15 protein-coding genes are annotated in these 19490 nt (G+C 68.7%); 11 read left to right on the forward strand and 4 right to left on the reverse strand.

The window, feature by feature from the left end; all coding sequences use genetic code 11:
- Positions 1-115 precede the first annotated feature (115 nt).
- Both ACFWIW_RS25495 and ACFWIW_RS25500 read left to right on the forward strand, forming a co-directional pair.
- Complete coding sequence (locus ACFWIW_RS25495) at positions 116-577, forward strand: XRE family transcriptional regulator (RefSeq protein ID WP_378370758.1); 462 nt, start codon at positions 116-118, stop codon at positions 575-577.
- Between the two features lie 209 nt (positions 578-786).
- Positions 787-3597 carry an AAA family ATPase gene (locus ACFWIW_RS25500; RefSeq protein WP_378370759.1) on the forward strand — a complete coding sequence of 937 codons (2811 nt, stop codon included), beginning with the start codon at positions 787-789 and terminating at the stop codon, positions 3595-3597.
- Between the two features lie 213 nt (positions 3598-3810).
- Here ACFWIW_RS25500 and ACFWIW_RS25505 read toward each other — a convergent pair whose 3' ends face one another.
- Positions 3811-4626: a class I SAM-dependent methyltransferase gene (locus ACFWIW_RS25505; protein WP_072026237.1), complete on the reverse strand. Its 816-nt coding sequence runs from the start codon at positions 4624-4626 to the stop codon at positions 3811-3813.
- A gap of 184 nt (positions 4627-4810) precedes the next feature.
- Here ACFWIW_RS25505 and ACFWIW_RS25510 point away from each other — a divergent pair, with 184 nt between their 5' ends.
- A complete protein-coding gene (locus ACFWIW_RS25510; protein WP_378370760.1) occupies positions 4811-5500 on the forward strand; it encodes a VC0807 family protein in 690 nt (229 codons plus the stop codon).
- Positions 5501-5608: 108 nt separating this feature from the next.
- Positions 5609-7270, forward strand: a complete 1662-nt coding sequence (locus tag ACFWIW_RS25515) for a flavin monoamine oxidase family protein (protein WP_378370761.1) — start codon at positions 5609-5611, stop codon at positions 7268-7270.
- 63 nt (positions 7271-7333) lie between these two features.
- Here ACFWIW_RS25515 and ACFWIW_RS25520 read toward each other — a convergent pair whose 3' ends face one another.
- Positions 7334-7873 (reverse strand): DUF1453 family protein, encoded by a 540-nt coding sequence (locus ACFWIW_RS25520; protein ID WP_038510786.1) that lies wholly within the window; start codon positions 7871-7873, stop codon positions 7334-7336.
- A 177-nt stretch (positions 7874-8050) separates the two neighbouring features.
- Here ACFWIW_RS25520 and ACFWIW_RS25525 point away from each other — a divergent pair, with 177 nt between their 5' ends.
- Positions 8051-8725, forward strand: a complete 675-nt coding sequence (locus ACFWIW_RS25525; RefSeq protein ID WP_378370762.1) for a response regulator — start codon at positions 8051-8053, stop codon at positions 8723-8725.
- A 122-nt stretch (positions 8726-8847) separates the two neighbouring features.
- Here ACFWIW_RS25525 and ACFWIW_RS25530 read toward each other — a convergent pair whose 3' ends face one another.
- The gene (locus ACFWIW_RS25530; protein ID WP_378370763.1) at positions 8848-9987 is read right to left on the reverse strand and encodes a sensor histidine kinase; all 1140 of its coding nucleotides are present in this window, start codon (positions 9985-9987) and stop codon (positions 8848-8850) included.
- A gap of 199 nt (positions 9988-10186) precedes the next feature.
- On the opposite strand from ACFWIW_RS25530, the gene ACFWIW_RS25535 reads away from it, so the two are divergent.
- Positions 10187-10942: a thioesterase II family protein gene (locus tag ACFWIW_RS25535; RefSeq protein WP_378370764.1), complete on the forward strand. Its 756-nt coding sequence runs from the start codon at positions 10187-10189 to the stop codon at positions 10940-10942.
- Positions 10943-11129: 187 nt separating this feature from the next.
- On the opposite strand, the gene ACFWIW_RS25540 is transcribed toward ACFWIW_RS25535, so the two are convergent.
- Positions 11130-11621, reverse strand: coding sequence for a hypothetical protein (locus ACFWIW_RS25540; protein WP_378370765.1), 492 nt, complete (start codon positions 11619-11621; stop codon positions 11130-11132).
- A gap of 303 nt (positions 11622-11924) precedes the next feature.
- On the opposite strand from ACFWIW_RS25540, the gene ACFWIW_RS25545 reads away from it, so the two are divergent.
- Genes ACFWIW_RS25545 through ACFWIW_RS25565 form a run of 5 tightly spaced genes read left to right on the forward strand, consistent with a single transcriptional unit; the run spans position 11925 to position 18847 of the window.
- Positions 11925-13265 (forward strand): UDP-glucose dehydrogenase family protein, encoded by a 1341-nt coding sequence (locus ACFWIW_RS25545; protein ID WP_378370766.1) that lies wholly within the window; start codon positions 11925-11927, stop codon positions 13263-13265.
- A 35-nt stretch (positions 13266-13300) separates the two neighbouring features.
- Entirely contained in the window at positions 13301-14524 is a 1224-nt protein-coding gene (locus tag ACFWIW_RS25550) for a glycosyltransferase (protein ID WP_378370767.1), read from the forward strand.
- A gap of 4 nt (positions 14525-14528) precedes the next feature.
- Complete coding sequence (locus ACFWIW_RS25555) at positions 14529-16094, forward strand: AMP-binding protein (protein ID WP_378370768.1); 1566 nt, start codon at positions 14529-14531, stop codon at positions 16092-16094.
- Complete coding sequence (gene hemA / locus ACFWIW_RS25560; RefSeq protein WP_378370769.1) at positions 16091-17299, forward strand: 5-aminolevulinate synthase; 1209 nt, start codon at positions 16091-16093, stop codon at positions 17297-17299. The genes ACFWIW_RS25555 and hemA overlap by 4 nt, the downstream gene beginning before the upstream one ends.
- Before the next feature lie 12 nt (positions 17300-17311).
- Positions 17312-18847, forward strand: a complete 1536-nt coding sequence (locus ACFWIW_RS25565; protein ID WP_378370770.1) for a long-chain fatty acid--CoA ligase — start codon at positions 17312-17314, stop codon at positions 18845-18847.
- The last annotated feature ends 643 nt before the right edge of the window (positions 18848-19490 follow it).

Consider the following 19490-nt stretch of genomic DNA (forward strand, 5'->3'; position numbering starts at 1 on the left):
CAGTTGATGAAAAGGAGGTGGCCGCCTATACTCCGGTACTCGGGGGGACCTGCACCGCCATACGGCAGCGCGGCACGGGTTCATGAGGAACTCGGCGGTGCTCTTGGGAGGCAGCATGTCCGGGCAGGACGAACCAGGCCGGAGTCTGGCCGAAAAGCTCGACCATCTGTTCGCGCATGTCACTCGGCGCAACGGCACCGAATTCACGTACGAAGAGGTCGCGTCCGCGATCACGGCCGAGGGTGTGACGATCTCCCAGAGCTATGTCTGGCAGCTGCGCAAGGGAAAGAAGGACAACCCGACGCTCAAGCACCTGCAAGGGCTGGCGGATTTCTTCGGCGTTCCGGTCACGTACTTCTTCAACGAGGGCGTGAGCGACCGGGTGGACCGGCAGCTGAAGTACCTGCGTGCGGAACAGGCGCGGTTGCGTGAGCTGGCCGACACCGACGAGGTCCGTCTGATGGCCATGCGGGCCGGTGAACTCACGACCGATCGCCGCGAACTGGTGAAGAACCTGCTCGACGTGGTCTGGCGGGATCAGCAGGCCATGCGAGAGCGTGGGTCCAAACAGGACTGACGCCCGTTGTGCTTGTCGTGCCTGGGTTTTCGCTTCGTCCACAGTGGTCATCCACTGAGAAAAACGGACGAACCTCTCATTTGTTCTCTTGGGTCGACACGATAGGGTGACGTCCTCTAGGCTCTCGGCAAGGGGTTCCTGCGTGGAATGGACGATGTCGGTCCGCCGCCGGACTCCACATTGCGGGTTTGCCATGGGGGCGACGAAGAATGCACGTGAAATCAGTGAGCAGAGCGGACGGCGACTTCCGCGCGGGGGCGTACCCTCGCGCGGAACTGCTGGTACTGCGGGACTTCTTTACCGAATCCAAACAGGGAAACGCCGTCGCGGCGGTGGTCACCGGAACCGCCGCGAGCGGGAAAAGTGAACTCTTGCACGCATTCGGGCAACAATGCGCTGAAGCGGAAGCGACGGTATTGAGCGCGCTTTGCGTGGAAGCGGAGAAGGACCTTCCGTTGACCGCGCTGTTCCAGCTTTTCCGCGGCCCGGCATTGTCCGAAGAGCTGCGCGCGAAGGCCGCGGACCTGCTCACAAGGGCCGAGCGGACCGGGCTGACCGGGCGGCCCAGCACGCACCTGATGCTCGACCTGTTGGAGCTCGTGCGCGAGCTCTCCGTCCGCCGCCCGGTCGTGGTCCTGGTCGACGACTTCCACCATGTGGACACCCCGTCGTTGCACTGGCTGATGTTCCTCATGCGCCGCATGCGCACGATGAACGTGCTCGTCGTGCTGACGGAGTCGTTGTCCGCCAAGCAGACGTTGCCCTTGCTCGGCGCCGAGTACCTCCGGCTCCCGCACTGCCGCCGGATCCGGCTGAAGCCACTGGGCCGCGACGAGGTGGCCCGGTTCGTCCCGCCCGGCCAGGACGACACCCTGGTGCGGGGCCTGCACGAGCTCAGCGGCGGGAACCCGTTGCTGGCTCAGGCGCTCCTCGAGGATCTCCGTGCCTCGGGCGTACCCCTCGCGCCCGAGACACGGCCCATCCCCGGCGATCACTACTGCCAGGCGGTGGCGGCGTGCCTCCAGCGCGGCGACCAGGACACCCGGACCCTCGCCGGGGTACTCGCGGTACTGGGCAAGGGGGAAACGGTCTGTCTCGCCGTCCGGGTGGCCGGGATGGACCAGCGCACCGCCGGCCGCGCGATCACCCTCCTGCACCAGGTCGGCCTGCTCGACGCGGGCCGGTTCCGGCATCCGATGACGGTGACCGCGGTACTGGCCGACGTCCCGGTCCCGGAACGCGCGCGGCTGCACGAACGCGCCGCCGTGCTCCTGCACCACGACGGCGCCGGCGCGCTGGAGGTCGCCCGTCATCTCGTCGCGGCCGACCGGGCCGAGCGGCCGTGGGCGGTGCCCGTGCTGCGCAACGCGGCCGAACTGGCCAAAGTGGACAACCAGACCTCGTTCGCGGTCCAATGCCTGAAACTGGCCTGCCGGTCGTGCGGGGACGAAGCGCTCGAGGTCGAGATGGTGACCCAGCTCGCCGGTCTGGAATGGCGGAACAACCCGGCCATCGGCGCCGTGCACACGGACCACCTCTACGAGATCTTCCTCGCCGGGCACCTCCCGGTGCGGGCCGCCGCCATCCTGGTGCGGTTCCTGCTGTGGCACGGCCGGACCGGGGAAGCGGGCGAGGTGCTCGACCGGCTCGCCACCATGGAGCCTTCCGCCGACGATCGCACCGAGGCGGAACTGCGCATCACCCGGCTGTTCATCCTCTGTTCGTATCCCGTTCTGCGCGACAGGCTGCCCGCCCCGGCCGCGAAGGATCGCGCTCCCGCGCAGTCCTTCGATCCCAACGTCCAGGCCGCGATGGCACTGAGCCGGATCGTCACCAGCGGCCCGGACGACGACGCGATCGCCTCGGCCGAGAACGTGCTGAAGAGCATCCAGCTCGGCGACACGATGGTCGAATCCGTGCGCAGCGCGCTGTTCGCGCTCATCTACGCCGACCGGCTGGACAAGGCGGTGCCGTGGTGCGAGCTGCTGCAGCGGGAGGCCGCCGACTGCGACGCACCCAGCTGGCAGGCCGTGTTCGCCGCGGCCAGGGCGGAAATGGCGCTGCGCCAGGGAGATCTGGTGACTGCGGAGAAGCAGGCCAAGGCGGCCTTGACGTTCATCACGCCGCAGAGCTGGGGTGTGGCCGTCGGCGTCCCGCTGGCGACGCTGTGCCTCGCCGCCGCCGGGATGGGAAAATTCGAGGAGGCGGCCGCGCATATCAACCAGCCGGTGCCCGCCTCGATGCTGCAGACCCGGTTCGGCCTGCACTACCTGCGCGCCCGCGGCAGGCTCTACCTGGAGACCGACCGGGTGCACGCGGCGCTCGGCGACTTCGTCCTGTGCGGGGAACTCGCCAAGAGCTGGGACTTCGACCTGCCGGTGCTGGTGCCCTGGCGCGGCGACACGGCCGAGGCGTACCTCCGGCTCGGCATGCCGGAGAAGGCCAAGTCCCTTTTGGACGAGCAACTCGCGAAGCTCGCCGGCTCGACCTCGCATGTGCGGGGAACCTCGTTGCGGCTCAAGGCCAAGATCGCCGAACCGCAGAAGCGGCCCGAATTGCTGCGTGAAGCGGTGAAGATCTTCCAGGCGGGCGGTATCCGCCTCGAACTCGCCCGCGCGCTCGGCGATCTCAGCCGCGCGCACTACACCCTGGCCGAATCGGGCCGTGCGCGCACGGTGGCCCGGCAGGCGTGGCATATCGCGAAAGGCTGCCACGCCGAGGTGATCTGCCGGGAGCTGCGCCTCGACGGCACAGGCGACGAGGGAAAGCCGGCCTCCACCGCGGCGGACATCGCCGTGTCGGGCGTCGAACGCGAGCTCATCGAGTCGCTGAGCGAGGCCGAGCGACGGGTCGCCGGGCTGGCTTCCCTCGGTCACACGAACCGGGCGATCGCGAGCAAGCTCTACATCACGGTGAGCACGGTCGAACAGCATCTCACCCGCGTCTACCGCAAACTGGACGTCAACCGGCGCCGGGATCTCCCGTCGTGGCTCCAGATCTCGGTCGTCAACAGCGCCTGAGCTCGATCAAGCGTGACTGGACGGACGACACACGTGTCGTCCGTCCAGTCACGCGTGTCGTCCGACTGATCACGCGCGCCGTCCGTTCGATCACGCGAAACCGCCGGCGCCGGTTCGCAGCCGAGCGGGGAGGATTCCGGACACCGAACGTCCGAAATCCTCCCCACTCGCCGACATCTTCCGCTACGGCAGCTCGGCGGGGGACCCGCCCGGCTACTTGACGGCGGTCACGGCCGCCATCGTGCCGGCCCACCAATAGGTACAGTCGGCCGGCGGCTTCAGGCCCCGGACGACCTCCACCCGGAACGAGCTGAAATGCTCGAGCAGGGCACGCTGGTGCGCCCGGCTCAGTGAGTCGATTTCGTTGGTGTAGTAAGAGAAAACGCCGCCCGGGCGAAGATGGGCGGCGGCGTGCTCAAAGAATTCGGCCGCCAGCACGATGGCCTTCGGGCCGAGGGTACGGGCGAATTCCCGTTCGTCCGTCGGGTAGGTGTCGTACAGGATCGCGTCGTACTGGCCGAGGCCACCGAGCACGTCCTGCCAGGCGCCGAGTTCCAGCCGGATATCGCGGTCCGGCCACTGGGAACGCCATTTCTCGAACTCCGCCTTCACCTCGGAGTTGATTTCGATCAGGGTGTGCGACCGGACGCCCGCGTCCTGGACGTAGGTGGCCGAAATACCCATCCCGAAACCGACTTCGAGCAGATCCCCGCCGTTCGCGGCGGCGTTTTCCGCCAGCACCTTCATCAGCGGCCGTTCCCAGTTCTGCATCACCTGCTGGCCCTGGATGAGCAGCTGCGTCGGATCGCTGTAGTCCGCGGTGCTGTCCTGCCAGTTCTGGCGGATCAGCGGCCGGTGCGAGCCGTCGACGAATTCCTGCTGGATGGTGTCCAGGTGCTCCAGGTCGCTGGCGAACTCGAACACCGCGCGGCCGAGAAGGAGGTTGCGCTGGCCGGGCCCCTTGGCCCGGAGGAAGTCGTCCCTGACCGGGTCCACCGTTATCTTGAATTCCTTGAAGTTCCGTTGCATTCTGGTATATCTCCTACGGTCACGCCGGTTCCTTTCGTCCCCACGGTATCGGTGATCTTGGTGTCGTAGCCGAAATGCAGGGGGTGACTTGCCCACTGAACGGCACCGACGTCGGGAATAGGGGTTCGGAGAATAGGGGGTGAAGTTCCCCGCACGGGCGGTTTCCCCGTGATAGGAACTTCACATGCCGGGGGAAACGAAGAACCAGGAAACCGACGGCCGCGGCGCGCGCAGGCGTTCCGTCGTCTCGTTGATCGCCGACGTGACCGTGCCGGTCGTCGTCTACTACGCGCTGCTCGCCTTCGGGTGGAGCAGCGGCTCCGCCTTGGTGGCGGCCACGATCGCCATCGGTGTACTCGTACTCGCCGTCGCGGTCAAGGAACGCAAGGTCGACGGTTTCGGAGTGTTCGTCCTCGTCGTCTGCGCGGTGACCTTGCTGGTCTCCTTGGTGAGCGGGGACGAACGCCTGCTGCTGGCCAAGGATCCCTTCACCAGCGGGCTCGCCGGGATCGCCTTCCTCGGCAGCCTCGCCTTCGGGAAACCGGTGACCTTCTTCATCTCCCGCCGGATCCGGGCGCTGACCCCGGCTCGCCGGACGGGCTGGGACAGGCTGTACGCCGCGGAACCCGAGTTCCGCAAACTGCACCGGGTCTCCACCGCGGGCTGGGGTGTGGTCCTGGTCACCGAGTCCGTCGCGCGGCTCGTCCTGATCTACCTGCTGCCCGCGTCGATCATGGTCGGCCTGCCCACCGCGATCGAGCTGACCGCGATCACCGGTGTGGTCGCGTGGACCGTCTGGTACCGGCGGCGTTCCGCAGGCCGTGGCCTGGAAAAGACGCTCCACACAGGGGATACCGCGCCCGCCGCTGTCTAAAATGGACTAGGGGATACTAGGGGACGGTGAGGGGTTGGTCCCCGCGATCCCCCGTCGTACGTTTCGGTCGAGACAGTGTGGCCCCGATGACCAGGGAGATCCGCCACGATGACCGCAGCCGACTTCGCGCCCCCGCTGACCACTCTCTGCCCCGATTTCCCTTTCGCCTACGACGATTGGCTGGCGCATCCGGCCGGGCTCGGTGAACTGCCGCCGGACCGCCTCGGTCAGGAGGTCGCCGTCGTCGGTGGCGGGATAGCGGGTGTGGTCGCGGCATACGAACTGCTGCGCCTCGGCCTGAAACCGGTGGTCTACGAAGCGGGCCAGATCGGCGGGCGGATGCGCTCGATCCCCTTGGCGGGCCGGGACGGCGCCGTCGCGGAAATGGGCGCGATGCGGTTCCCGCCCTCGGCCACCACCCTGTACCGGTACATCGACGAGGTCGGACTGGAGACCAGGCCGTTCGCGAACCCGTTGTCCCGCAGCACTTCCACCACGGTGATCAACCTCGACGGCGTGACCTACCGCGCGCGGACCCCGGCGGACCTCCCCTCGGTGTTCCACGAAGTCGACGACGCCTGGCACAAGGCCCTGCAGGAACTGGCCGATCTGTCCACCATGCGCGACGCCATCCGGATGCGCGACACCGCCATGGTGAAGGCGATCTGGAACCGGCTGCTGCCCGAACTCGACGACCAGTCCTTCTACGGTTTCCTGGCCAGGTCGACGGCGTTCGCCTCGTTCCGGCATCGCGAGATCTTCGGCCAGGTCGGTTTCGGCACCGGCGGCTGGGACACCGACTTCCCCAACTCCGTGCTGGAGATCCTCCGCGTCATCTACACCGGCGTCGAAGAGGGGCCGCGGCGGATCGTCGGTGGCTGCCAACAGCTTCCGCGGCGATTGTGGGCGCACGCACCCGCTTCGCCGCGCTTCTGGCCGGCCGGGACATCGGTCGCGTCGCTGCACGATGGAACCCCGCGTCCCGCCGTCCTCGGGCTGCGGCCGGCGGCGGACGGGTTCGCCGTCGAGGACGCGAACGGTGACGTGCGGACCTATCCGGTCGTGGTCTTCACCGCGCAGCACCGGGTGCTGCTCACCAAGATCGCCGGGGTGCGCCCGCTGCTGCCCGCGAACGTGTGGACCGCACTGGAACGCACGCACTACATGGGCGCTTCGAAATTGTTCGTCCCCGTCGACCGGCCGTTCTGGCACGACGTCGATCCCCGCACCGGCGAGGAACTGATGGGGATGACACTGACCGACCGGACCCCGCGCAGCGTCTACCTGTTCGACGACGGACCGGATTCGCCAGCCGCGCTGTGCCTTTCCTATACCTGGAACGACGATTCGCTCAAATTCGCGACGCTCGGCCCGGCCGACCGGCTCGAACTCGCGCTGGACGCGCTCGCCGACATCTACCCGGGCGTCGACATCCGCTCCCACATCACCGGTGACCCGGTCACCGTCACCTGGGAGAACGAGCCGAACTTCCAAGGCGCGTTCAAGGCGAACCTGCCGGGGCAGTACCGCTACCAGCGCCGCCTGTTCACCCATTTCCGGCAGGACGACCTGCCCGCCGCCCAGCGCGGCCTGTTCCTCGCCGGTGACGACATTTCGTGGATGGGCGGTTTCGCCGAAGGGGCGGTCACCAGCGCGCTCAACGCGGTGTGGGGGACGCTGCGCCATCTCGGCGGGGCCACCGATCCGCGTAATCCCGGACCCGGCGACGTCTTCGACCATATCGCGCCGATCGAACTGCCCGAGTCCTGAACGGGTGAAGGCCCGGTCCGGCGACTGGGGGATTGTCGACGGACCGGGCAGGCGAGGCAAGGCTCAGCTCGCGTAGCTGGGGGTTCGCTGAGCCTGCCTGAGTACCTTGGCCCGGTACACCCAGACCCCGGCGGTGCGGAAGATGACCATCGTCAGCGCCATGGTGACGAAGAAGGCGGAGACGCCGCCCGCGTCGATCCCGGTGTCCATCAGGAACTTGCCGAAATCGGCCGCGAACGAGTGGCTGTGCTCCAGCGTGTAGACGAAGATGAGCCGTCCCACCAGGACGAACAACCACAGTCCCAAGTAGACCCAGCCCGCCCTCGTGTAGACGGCGGATTTCTCCTGGTCCCACTCGACCTTCGTGCCCTTCAGCAATCCCCAGCCGATCAGGACGCCCGCCGCGATGCCGACCAGTCCGGCCAGTGAGTTCGGCGTGGTCAGCTTGAGGTCGTAGAGGACCGCCCAGCCCACCAGCGCGCAAGTGAAGAACGGCAGGATCAGGATGACCAGGTGGGCCTTGTGGCGACCGATGTGCGTGAACAGCACCAGTGCCAGCAGTACGCCGCTCAGGATGAGGGCGTTTCGCATGGCTTCACTCATCAAAACTCCTTCGAAAGACTCCCCATCCGGCAGTTCGGTGCCGGTTGTCCCGAAATCTAGGGCGGACGGCCGGTCCGATCATCGGCGCGCGGGTGGGAATCCGGTTGGAGATCGGCGTCCACCTCGAGGTGGAGTGCCGTGTGGCGCGGACAGGTGAGGACAGGAGATGATGCGGGCATGGTCGAAGAAGTGCCCCCGGTCCGGATCGTGATCGCCGAGGATCAGGCGGCGGTGCGTGAAGGGCTGGCCCTGCTGGTGGGGACGGTCGCGGGGATCACCGTGGTCGGCCAGGCGCCCGACGGCGAGGTCGCCGTGCGGCTGGCCGGGGAACTGCGCCCGGACGTCGTACTGATGGACCTCTCCATGCCCAGGTGCGACGGCGTCGAGGCGACCCGGCGGATCAAGGAACACCATCCGGAGATCGAGGTCGTCGTGCTCACCACCTACGCCGACGACGATTGGGTGCTGCGCGCCTTGGAGGCCGGAGCGCTGGGATACCTGACGAAATCGGCGAACAAGCACGAAATCGGGCGCGCGGTGCACGCGGCCGCGGCGGGACAGGCCCTGCTCGACCCGCGGGTGCAGCGGCGAGTGCTCGGCGCCGCCTTGTCACCCGCGCCCGCGACGCCTTCGGCGCCCCCGCCGGAGGACGACGCGAAGCTCACCAAGCGGGAAGCCCATGTGCTGACACTGATCGCGGCGGGACGCAGCAACAAGGAGATCGCCGCGGAACTGTTCGTCAGCGAGACGACGGTCAAGAGCCACATCAACCGGATCTTCGCCAAGACGGGAAGCCGGGATCGCGCGCAGGCCGTCCGCTATGCCTACCAAGCGGGCTATGTGCGGGACTGACGCGCGTAACTCGCGTGATTGAAGGCGTAACTCGGTGTTCGCCGTCCAAACACGCGAGTTCCGTGTCTGATCACGCGAGTTACGCCTTCGAACACGCGAGATCCGCCTGACGGCACTTCGCCTCAGCCCGGGACCCGGGCGGTGACGTCCCAGAACGGGCCGTCCGGGCCGGTGACCAGGGTGCCGTCGACGAGTTCGATCCGTTCACGCATCCCGGTCAGGCCGTAGCCCGGCGGACGGCCGGGGTCCGGTGCGGCGGCGAGAGGGTTGCGGACGTGCAGCCGGACCTCGTCCGGCGGGTACGCCAGTTCGACGCTCACCGCTTCGCCGGCGGCGTGCTTGGCCGCGTTCGTCAGCGCCTCCCGGCAGATCCGCAGCAGCGCGATCGTCTGTGCCGACGGGAGATCGCGGTGCTCGCCCAGCATGGTGAATTCGGCAGGGGTGTCGTGTTCCCTGCCGAAGGTCCGCACCAGTTCGTTCAGCGCGTCCGGCAGGGCGCGGACGTCCTCGCGCAGGGCCGCCACGGCGTCCCGGACGTCGCTGAGCCCCTGGTCGGCGAGACTCCGCGACAACGCGAGGGAACGCAGGGCGCCTTCGGTGTCGTTTTCCTCCACCAGCAGGGTGTGCATCACCTCCAGCTGGACCCGCAGCGCGCCCAGGGAATGGGCGACGACGTCGTGGATCTCACGGGCGATGCGGGTGCGTTCGTCGAGCGTCGCCGCGCGCACGCCCCGGGTGTGCGCCAGCCGTTCCTGGTGCAGCAACCGTTCCGCCTGCGCGACCCTGGTCAGATGACCGCGGCGGGTGAAGCCGACTAGGACCACGATGACGACCGCGCCGAGCGCGCCCAGCCAGGCCTCCGAGGGGCGGTGGCCGAGCAGGCTGGAGGCCACGATGGCGGCGGAGTCGAAGACCATCAGCGCGATGATCGCGACGGTGCCCGGTTCCAGCCGTGAGGCGAACGCGGCGAGGGTGATGCAGGTCATGATCACCGCCGTGCCGTCGGTGGCGGCGCCGGTGCCGAAGGCGGGGACCGCGCTCGCCATGGCGAGCGGGAGCAGCGCGGCGCGAGGGAAACGCTCGCTGATCCCGATCCACAGCAGCCAGCTCGCCGACGACACCGCGTAGAGCACCCACAGCCAGCCGGCGCCCGCCGGTACGGTCGCGGTCAGCTGGGTGACGGCCAGCAGCACCGTCCCGGCGGCGGGCGCGGCCCATCGCCAGCGACGTTCCTCGGCCTCGTCGGACACTGCGTCGGTCATACGACGATCGTAGGGCCACCACCGCTTTCTGCTCGCGGGTGATCATTCCGAGGGTGGAAATACCGTCACCGTTGGTAGGAGGTCGCTCTCTCGCGGTTGTTTCCGCAGGAAGCGTCCGGCTAGTGTTCGCCGAGGCGAAAGAAAGCGGCCTCCCGCCCCTCCGCCGAACAATTCCCATCCCTTTCGGAGGAATCCTGCGATGACCGCTCCAAGCGGGGATACCGGGGACTGGGTCCGTGTTTTCCGGCCCGGAGGACCGTCGGTACCGCGTCTGATCTGCTTACCCGACGCCGGTGCGGCCGCGAATGCGTTCTTCCCGCTTTCCGCCGCGCTCGCGCCGGGGATCGAGGTGCACGCGGTGCAATATCCGGGACGTCAGGATCGGGTGGCGGAACCGTGTGCCGAAGACATCGGGGAATTGGCCGACCGGGTCACCGGGGCGCTGTCGCTCTGGGAGGGCGCGCCGTTCGCGGTGTACGGCCACGGAATGGGCGCGGTCGTCGGTTTCGAGGTGGCCAGGCGGCTGGAGCAGGTGCTGACCGGTAGTCCGGTCGCGCTGATCGTGTCCGGCTGCGCGGCCCCGTCCCGGTCGGGCGCCGCCGGGCTCCACCTGCTGCCGGATCAGGATCTCGTGGCCGAGCTGTACTCGCTCAGCGACGCCGGCTCGCCGGGCGCGCGGGACGCGGAGCTGCTCAAGGCCACTTTTCCGGCGATCCGGGCCGACTTCCGGGCGCTGGCCGCGTACCGGCCCGAGCCGGCGCCTCCGCTGCGCTGTCCGGTCACGGTGCTCGTCGGCGACAGCGACCCGGCGGTGTCCCTCGACGAGGCACGCGCCTGGCACGAGTACACGACCGGCCCGTTCGACCTCCAGGTCTTCCCCGGTGGGCACGGCTTCCCGGAGGCCCGGCCCGGCGAGTTCGCCGAGGTGGTGACCGCCGCGGTCCAGCGACGGTGAAGGGTCACGGACGTCGCGCCGAGACCAGGTGGGCTGAAGGCTCCCTTCACCGAGTCTGATGCGGCGAAAGGAGCCTTCGGCCCGGGTCGAGGGTGGTGTTCCGGCGGCTGAGATGCCGAGTGGGGAGGATTCCGGACGGAACCCTCCCCACTCACGACCACCGGCGCCCAAGCGTGGCTTTCCGCGGTCAGCGCTGCTGCGGGCTGCCGCCGGGGATCTTGGCGCCGCCGAGGCGGGCCGACAGGACGAGCGTCATCGCCATCAGGTTCGCGCCCAGCGAGAGCAGGATGGTGCCGCCGCCGGAGGTCAGCGTCGCGCCGGCGAAGTGCCCGATCACCCCGAGCACGCCGCGGACGAGCAGCAGGCCCACCCAGACGGCGAGACCGAGCGCGCCGATCCGCTGGTAGATCTTGTCGCCGCGCCGCTGCAGCTGCGTCATCGCGCCCATCGCCGCGCCACCCAGGAGCGAGACCAGCAGACCCGCGCCAAGGAAGACGATGTCGGTGACGCTGATGGAGGTGTCCAGATGCCGCATCTGGATGACCCCGATGGCGACCAGGGTGAGCGGTCCGCCCCAGATTTCCACGTTCTCCAGCGGCTTCCAGCTCATGCGCTGGTAGATCACGTAGACGACGACCGCGATGGCGACCGCGATGTTGATCAGCGTGCTGGTGTCCACTGCGCACTCTCCTCGGCTGTGGGCGACCTGTTCCTTCGGTATCGATCACGAGCGTAGGAGCCGGTGCCCGCCGCGGCGACCAACCACGGGTTGACGTCCGGGTGGAATTCCCCGATCCACCCGAACCGGGGATCCGGCGATTAGGGGTGGGCACCGGTCGCTAGGGGTTGTTGGCGCTTCGAGGCCGATCCTACTGTCGGGTTCATCGGCCGGACCGCCAATTCCCGGCCCGATCGGCTCTCGCTTTCGAATCCGTTTCCCGGAATTCGGAGCCGGATTTCGCCGACTGAAAGGTGTCTCACGTTGCATTCCTACCAAGTGGCCGTCGTCGGCGCCGGATACGTCGGGCTGACCACCGCGGCGTGTCTCGCCTCGCTCGGGCACCGGGTCCGATGCACCGATTCCGATCGCGGCAAATTGGCCCGGCTCCAGCGCGGCGAGGTCGACATCCTGGAAAAGGGCCTGCCCGGCCTGGTCGCCGAAGGGATCGCCGCCGGACGGCTCGGTTTCGTCGAATCGGCCGCGGAGGCCGTGGAGACCGCCGAGGCCGTCTTCCTTTGTGTACCCACTCCGATGGGCGAGGGCGGGATGGCCGATCTGTCGGCCGTCATCGACGTCGCGACCAAGGTCCGTGACGTGCTTTCGCCGGGTTGCGTGCTGGTGAACAAGTCGACCGTGCCGGTCGGGACCGCGGCCAGGGTCGCCGCGCTGCTCGGCCGGGACGACGTCGCGGTGGTGAGCAATCCGGAGTTCCTGCGCGAGGGCACCGCCGTCCACGACTTCCTCAACCCGGACCGGATCGTCGTCGGCTCCGACACCCGCGGCCCGGCCGAACGGGTCGCGGCGCTCTACGCCCGGCTCGGCGCCCCGACGGTGCTGACGGACGCGGCGAGCGCGGAGATGGTCAAGTACGCCGCCAACTGTTTCCTCGCCACGAAACTGTCCTATGTGAACGCCATCGCCGAACTGTGCGAGCGGCTCGACGCCGACATCGGCGACGTCACCGAAGGAATGGGCTACGACCGCCGCATCGGCCCGACGTTCCTCTCGCCGGGTCCGGGCTGGGGTGGTTCCTGCCTGCCCAAGGACACCATGGCGCTCAAACAGGTCGCCGAGGTCGCGGGGTTCGAGTTCGGCCTGCTCGACGAGGTCATCTCCGGTAACGCGAAACAGGCGTCCCGGGTGGTCGAGCGGATCGCCGTCGCCTGCGGGCTCGACGCGGACGCGGACCTCACCGGCCTGCGCATCGGCCTGCTCGGGCTGACCTTCAAGGCGGGCACCAACGATCTCCGGGATTCCCCGGCGCTCAGCGTCGCCCGGCTGCTGGCCGAGCGCGGTGCGGAGCTGACCGGATACGACCCCGGCCTCACCGGCGCCGAACCGCCGATCCCCGGTGTCCGGGTGGTCGACGACCCCTACTACATCGCGAAGGACGCGCACGCGCTGGTCCTGCTGACCGACTGGCCGCAGTTCCGTGCCCTCGACTGGCCGCGGATCGCCGGTCTGCTCGAAGGGCCGGTCGTGGTCGACACCCGCAACCACCTCGACCCGGACGCGCTCAGCCGGTCCGGGATCGCCTGGCGCGGATTCGGCAGGCCCCCGGTCGACCCGGTGCGCACGCCGTCCCTCGACCCCGTTCCCTGACCGTCCTCAAAGGACAGAAACGAAAGGTGGAACCCATGCGGGTTTTGTGCACCGTGACCGGCTCGCAGGGCCACGCACGGGCGGTGCTGCCCTTGGCCAGGGCGGCGGCGAAGGCGGGCCACGAAGTGCTCGTCGTGACCCCGCCGGAACTGGCCGACGTCTTCGAACCCGGCCTGATGCGGATCGAACCGGTCCTGCCGGGAATGGTCGAGGCGATCGGGCGGATGGTCCAGGAACGCCAAGAGGCCGAAGCGGCCGGGACCCCGCGCCGGGTGCTGGACACGCGCGAACAGCTGATCGCCACCGCGAGCGGCCCGCACGTCACCACCGCCTACCAGAAGCTCTATCCCCTGGCCAAGGAGTTCCAGCCCGACATCGTGGTGCGTGACGGCGCGGAGTTGTCGGGCGCGCTGGTCGCCGAGCAGCTCGGCGTTCCCTACATCAGCGCGCCTTCGGGTGCGGGCAACCTGATCGACCCGGCGGGCCTCGTGGAGCCGCTGAACGAGCGTCGCCAGGAGCTGGGTCTCGCCGCCGAATCCGACGCCGGGATGGTGCACCGCTACGGCCGTTTCGACTGCCTGCCCGCCGATACCTCCTTCGCCGCCTTCGACCTGCCGACGCCGTTCACCTACCGTCAGCCGTCGGAGGTGGCCACCGGCGAGGTCCTGCCGCCGGAGATCGCCGCGCTGCCCGCGGACCGGCCGCTGGTGCTCGCCTCGGTCGGCACCGCGCTGCCCATGCTCGGCGCGTTCAAGGCGTTCGGCATCGACCCGCCGGAGGAGATGGAAGACCCCGACGTCACGGTGCGCGCCCTGATCGAAGGACTGTCCAGTGTGGACTGTTCGGCGGTGGTGGCGACCGCCGGGTTCCCGATCGGCGACGTCGAGGTCGGTGACAACGTGCTCGTCGTCGAACGGATGCCGCAGCCGCTGCTGCTCGAATGCGCGCAGCTGTTCCTGACCCACGCCGGGTACAACAGCATCCGTGAGGCGTTGCGCGCCGGAGTGCCGATGGCCACGCTGCCGCAGTTCGGCGACCAGCCGCACAACGCCCGCCGGATCGAGGAGCTCGGCTTCGGCAAGCAGATTCCCGCCACCACACCGGAAGCGGTCGCCGAGACCTGCCGCGCGGTGCTGGCCGACACCCGGATCGCGGCCACCGTCGCACGGGCCCAGCGGCGGAGCCTGACCATGCCGGGCGTGGAGTCCGCCGTGGCGCACCTCGAAGAGCTCGCCGGCCGGGCCGCGGGAACGGAGTAGCGCGGTGCAGATCGACCATTACGTCAGCCAGCTGCTGGACGTGCTTTCCACCAGGCCGGACGAGATCGCGTTGCGTTACGGCGACGAAGCGCTGACTTCGGCGGAATTCGCGGCGGCGATCACCGGAGCCGCCGCCGCGCTCCGCGACCAAGGGACCGGTGAAGGCGGGGTAGTGGCCCTGCTGACCGTGGGGAACAGCCCGGCGACGCTGATCGGCCGGTACGCGGCCAACCTGATCGGTGCCACCGTGGTGCACCTGCGCGGGATCAACGCAGCCGATCCGCTGGACGAACTCCCGATCGCCACGCAGGTCGAGATCGTCGACGACACCGGCACCACCGTCCTGCTCACCGACGCGGCGAACCTCGACCGGGCGAAGAAGATCCGTGACGCCATGGCGGAACCGGCGGCACTGGCGGCTTTCGGTGACTTCGGCGACGGCGTCGCGGACATCACCGGGACCGCGAGCGAGGTCGAGCCGCGGGCCGAGGGCACCGCCGTGCTGACCTACACCAGCGGGACCACCGGCAGGCCCAAGGGCATCGGCCGCGGATTCGGCGGGCTCGGCGCGGTGGTCACCAAGGCCCGGCACATGACCGAACGCTGCACGATGCTGGTCACCACGCCGCTCAGCCATTCCGTGTCGTCCACAGTGGACGACGCGGTCGCCTCCGGCGGGATGATCGTCCTGCACGAGGGATTCGACGCCGGCGCCGTGCTCGAAGCCGTGGAACGGCACCGGGTCAACCGGGTGTACCTGGCCACCCCGCAGCTCTACGACCTGCTCGACCATCCGGCACTGGGCACCACCGACCATTCCAGCCTGCGGGAGCTGTACTACGGCGGGAGCCCGGCCTCCCCGGTGCGGCTCTCCCGTGCCGCGGAGGTGTTCGGCGCGAAGCTGATCCAGATCTACGGCACCACCGAAAGCTGGGTGATCGCCGCGCTTTCGCCGGAAGAGCACCTGAAGCCGGAACTGCTCACCACGGTCGGCAAGGCGGTCCCGTTCGTCCAGGTCGGCATCCGCGACCCGCACGTGCGGCACGAACTGCCCGCCGGCAAGATCGGGGAGATCTGCGTCCGGTCGCCGATGATGATGGACGGCTACTGGAAGCGTCCCGACCTGACCTCACGGGTCCTCATCGACGGCTGGCTGCACACCGGCGACGTCGGCTATCTCGACGAGAACGGCTACCTGTACCTGGTCGACCGGCTCGCCGACATGATCAAGACCAACGGTATCAAGGTGTACCCGGCCGAGGTCGAGAACGCGCTGCTGGCCCATCCGGACGTCGCGCAGGCCGCGGTGTTCGGGGTCGCCGACGAGGACAACGTCGAGTACATGCACGCGATCGCGGTACCGCGCCGGGGCAGGGACGTGGATCCCGCCGACCTGGCCGCGCACGTCGCGCGGGCGCTGTCCCCGAGCCACGTACCGGCGGAGATCCGGCTCCGCGCCGAACTTCCGCTCACCGACGCGGGGAAGCCGGACAAGCTCCGCCTCCGCGACGAGGCGAAACCCGCCACCAAGCCCAGCCACGCCGAGCCAGAGAGCGAGTTGACGTCATGACCACCTACCTGGAGTCCTTCCAGCGCACACTGCAAGGCGAAGTGCTGCAGAAACGCGACTTCCTGGAGATCGGGCGGCAGGCGGGCCGGTTCCCGGCGGCCAGCCGGTACGAGGAGGCCGAAGCGGTCGCCGAGATCAACGTCTGGTGCAGCAACGACTACCTCGGCATGGGCCAGCATCCGGACGTGCTGTCCGCGATGAAGGAGGCCGTCGAGCGGTTCGGCGCCGGGGCGGGCGGTTCGCGCAACATCGCGGGCACCAACCACTATCACGTGGCGCTGGAACGCGAACTGGCCGAGCTGCACGGCAAGGAGGACGCGCTGCTGTTCACCTCCGGCTACACCGCCAACGACGGTTCGCTGACCGTGCTGGCGGGCCGCCCCGAGGACTGCATCGTGTTCTCCGACGAGAAGAACCACGCCTCCATCATCGACGGGCTGCGGCACAGCGGCGCGGAGAAGAAGATCTTCCGCCACAACGACGTCGCCCATCTGGCCGAGCTGCTCGCCGCCGCACCGGCGGACCGGCCGAAGATGATCGTGTTCGAGTCGGTCTACTCGATGAACGGCGACATCGCGCCGCTGGCCGAATTCGCCGCGCTGGCACGGCAGTACGACGCCATGACCTATGTGGACGAGGTGCACGCCGTCGGCATGTACGGTCCTGAAGGCGCCGGGATCGCCGCGCGCGAGGGGATCGCCGACGAGTTCACCGTCGTGATGGGCACGCTGGCCAAGGGTTTCGGCACCACCGGCGGGTACATCGCCGGGCCGGCCGCGCTCATCGACGCCGTGCGCACCCACTCGCGTTCGTTCATCTTCACCACCGCGCTGCCGCCCGCCGTGGCCGCCGGGGCGCTCGCCGCCGTCCGGCACCTGCGCTCCTCGGAGCGGGAGCGCGAGATCCTCGCCGACAACGCGCAGCTGCTGCACAAACTGCTCGCCGAGCGCGGGATCCCGTTCCTCTCGGACGAGTCGCATATCGTGTCGATCCTGGTCGGCGACGACGCGCTGTGCAAGAAGGTGCACGAACTCCTGTTGCAGCGGCACGGGATCTACATCCAGTCGATCAACGCGCCGAGTGTCCCGTTCGGACAGGAGATCCTGCGCACGGCCCCGTCGGCGGTGCACACCGGCAGCGACGTGCAGAAGATGGTCGAGGCGCTGGACCAGATCTGGCTGGACCTCGGCCTGCCGCGCGGCTGAGAGGGGAGTCCGGTGTCCTTGTCGCTCGCGGCCGTCCTCGCCGATTCGGCGGGCAGGCGGCCGGACCACCCCGCGCTCGTGTTCGACGGGGAACCGTTCTCCTACCGGGAACTCTGGGCCGGGGCGAAGAGGTACGCCTCCGCGCTCCGGGACCAGGGGGTCGCCGCCGGTGACCGGGTCGTGCTGCTCCTGCCGAACACCCCGGAGTTCCCGATGGTCTACTTCGGCGCGCTGGCGCTTGGCGCGGTGGTCGTGCCGGTGCACACGTTGCTCGTCGCGGAGGAGATCCAGTACATCCTCGCCGACTGCGACGCCCGGGTGCTGATCTGCGGAGCCGCCCTGCTGGAGCAGGGCGGCGAGGCCGCCGCCGCGGCCGGTGTCGAAGTACTGACGATGCTGGAGGACGAGGAAACCGGCCGGATCCGCCTCGACGTCCTCGCCGGGGCGGCCGCCGAGATCGAGCGGTACGAACCGCGCGAACCCTCGGATCTCGCGCTGATCCTTTACACGTCGGGGACCACCGGCAAACCCAAGGGCGCGATGCTGACCCACCTGAGCATCGTGCTGAACGTGGCCACCACGATGCTGTCGCCGTTCGACTTCCACGCCGACGACGTGCTGCTCGGCTGCCTGCCGCTGTTCCACACCTTCGGTCAGATCTGCGGGATGGCGACCTGTTTCCGCGCCGGCGCGACGATGGTGCTGATGTCGCGGTTCGACGCTCGGCAGGCGCTGGAGCTGATGGTGGAGCAGAACTGCTCGCTGTTCATGGGCGTGCCGACGATGTACGTCGCGTTGCTGGAGGCCGCCGCGGAGGATCCGCGAAGGCCCAAACTCGATCGGGCCTTCTCCGGTGGTTCCTCGCTGCCGGTGGCGCTGCTGGAACGGTTCGAGGCGGAGTTCGACTGCCCGATCTACGAGGGGTACGGCCTCACCGAGACCTCGCCCGTGGTGGCCTACAACCAGCGCGCGTGGCCGACCCGGGCGGGTACCGTCGGCAAACCGATCTGGGGCGTGGACGTCGCCATCGCGCGCGCCGAGACCGAGGACCGGATCGAGCCGGTGCCGCCGGGCGAGGTCGGCGAGATCGTCGTCCGCGGCCACAACGTGATGGCGGGCTACCTGAACCGCCCCGAAGCGACGGCGGCCGCGATCGTGGACGGCTGGTTCCGCAGCGGCGACCTCGGCTTCCTCGACGACGACGGCTATCTGTCCATTGTGGACCGTAAGAAGGACATGATCCTCCGCGGCGGTCACAACGTGTATCCGCGCGAGATCGAGGAAGTGCTGGCCAGGCATCCCGCGATCGCCCAGGTCGCGGTGCTCGGCGTGCCGGACGAACGGTACGGAGAGGAGATCTGCGCCGTCGTCGTGACCGCTTCCGGCCGTGAGCCAGGGCCGGAACTGGCGGCGGAGATCGTGGCGTGGAGCAAGAAGCACGTCGCCGCGTACAAGTATCCGCGCCGGGTGGAGTTCCTCGACGCGATGCCGCTCGGGCCGAGCGGCAAGGTGCTCAAACGGGAACTGGCGGGCCGCCTCGGGAACTGACCCTGTGCGTCTTGTGGACCACGGCGGTGGGCCAAAGGCGCCCTTCGCCGCGTCTGATGCGAGGAAAGGAGCCTTCGGCCGCGGGGCTTGGGTGTACCGGAGACCGGCCAGTCAGGCTGATCGTGACCTCCATGTCCATAAAGGACACCAAGACCCCCGCGTGTGCCTGATTTGAGCGCTTGCGCGGGGTCGCGAGTGGCAATGATCGTTCTATTGAGGGATAAGGCAAGCGTGGCGTGATCGAACCTCTGTCGTGCAGGCCGTCTTCGCCGACTTCGCGAGGAGATGACCGGGTTCCGGGCCCGGCTTGCGGACTTACCCGGCACACAGTGTCCACAAGGCACAACGGGCACCGATCATACGTCCGTTGACGCCGTGATGTCCGGTTCTCGCGAGGGTCGTGAGTGACAAAGAGGGTTAGAACGATCTTTGCCACTCACGACCCCCGCACAAGGCACCCAAATCGGACGCAAATGGCGAGGTAAGCGTCCTTTGTGGACAGGTGCAGGGGCAGGTCGGGTTTCGCAGGCGAGACATCGGCATGCCACACGCCACGCCTCGCGACCCGCCTGGGAACCGGACATTCTGGCGTCAATCGGGCGCGCCGGGGTGTTGCGAAAGCCACTTTCCCAACCTTCAACGT

The sequence above is a fragment of the Amycolatopsis sp. NPDC058340 genome (assembly GCF_042723975.1).
Taxonomy (GTDB): domain Bacteria; phylum Actinomycetota; class Actinomycetes; order Mycobacteriales; family Pseudonocardiaceae; genus Amycolatopsis.

Coding starts and splice junctions, on each gene's coding strand:
- ACFWIW_RS25495 (WP_378370758.1), top strand. CDS start 116: ATGTCCGGGCAGGACGAACCAGGCCGGAGTCTGGCCGAAAAGCTCGAC.
- ACFWIW_RS25500 (WP_378370759.1), top strand. CDS start 787: ATGCACGTGAAATCAGTGAGCAGAGCGGACGGCGACTTCCGCGCGGGG.
- ACFWIW_RS25505 (WP_072026237.1), bottom strand. CDS start 4,626: ATGCAACGGAACTTCAAGGAATTCAAGATAACGGTGGACCCGGTCAGG.
- ACFWIW_RS25510 (WP_378370760.1), top strand. CDS start 4,811: ATGCCGGGGGAAACGAAGAACCAGGAAACCGACGGCCGCGGCGCGCGC.
- ACFWIW_RS25515 (WP_378370761.1), top strand. CDS start 5,609: ATGACCGCAGCCGACTTCGCGCCCCCGCTGACCACTCTCTGCCCCGAT.
- ACFWIW_RS25520 (WP_038510786.1), bottom strand. CDS start 7,873: ATGAGTGAAGCCATGCGAAACGCCCTCATCCTGAGCGGCGTACTGCTG.
- ACFWIW_RS25525 (WP_378370762.1), top strand. CDS start 8,051: ATGGTCGAAGAAGTGCCCCCGGTCCGGATCGTGATCGCCGAGGATCAG.
- ACFWIW_RS25530 (WP_378370763.1), bottom strand. CDS start 9,987: ATGACCGACGCAGTGTCCGACGAGGCCGAGGAACGTCGCTGGCGATGG.
- ACFWIW_RS25535 (WP_378370764.1), top strand. CDS start 10,187: ATGACCGCTCCAAGCGGGGATACCGGGGACTGGGTCCGTGTTTTCCGG.
- ACFWIW_RS25550 (WP_378370767.1), top strand. CDS start 13,301: ATGCGGGTTTTGTGCACCGTGACCGGCTCGCAGGGCCACGCACGGGCG.
- hemA (WP_378370769.1), top strand. CDS start 16,091: ATGACCACCTACCTGGAGTCCTTCCAGCGCACACTGCAAGGCGAAGTG.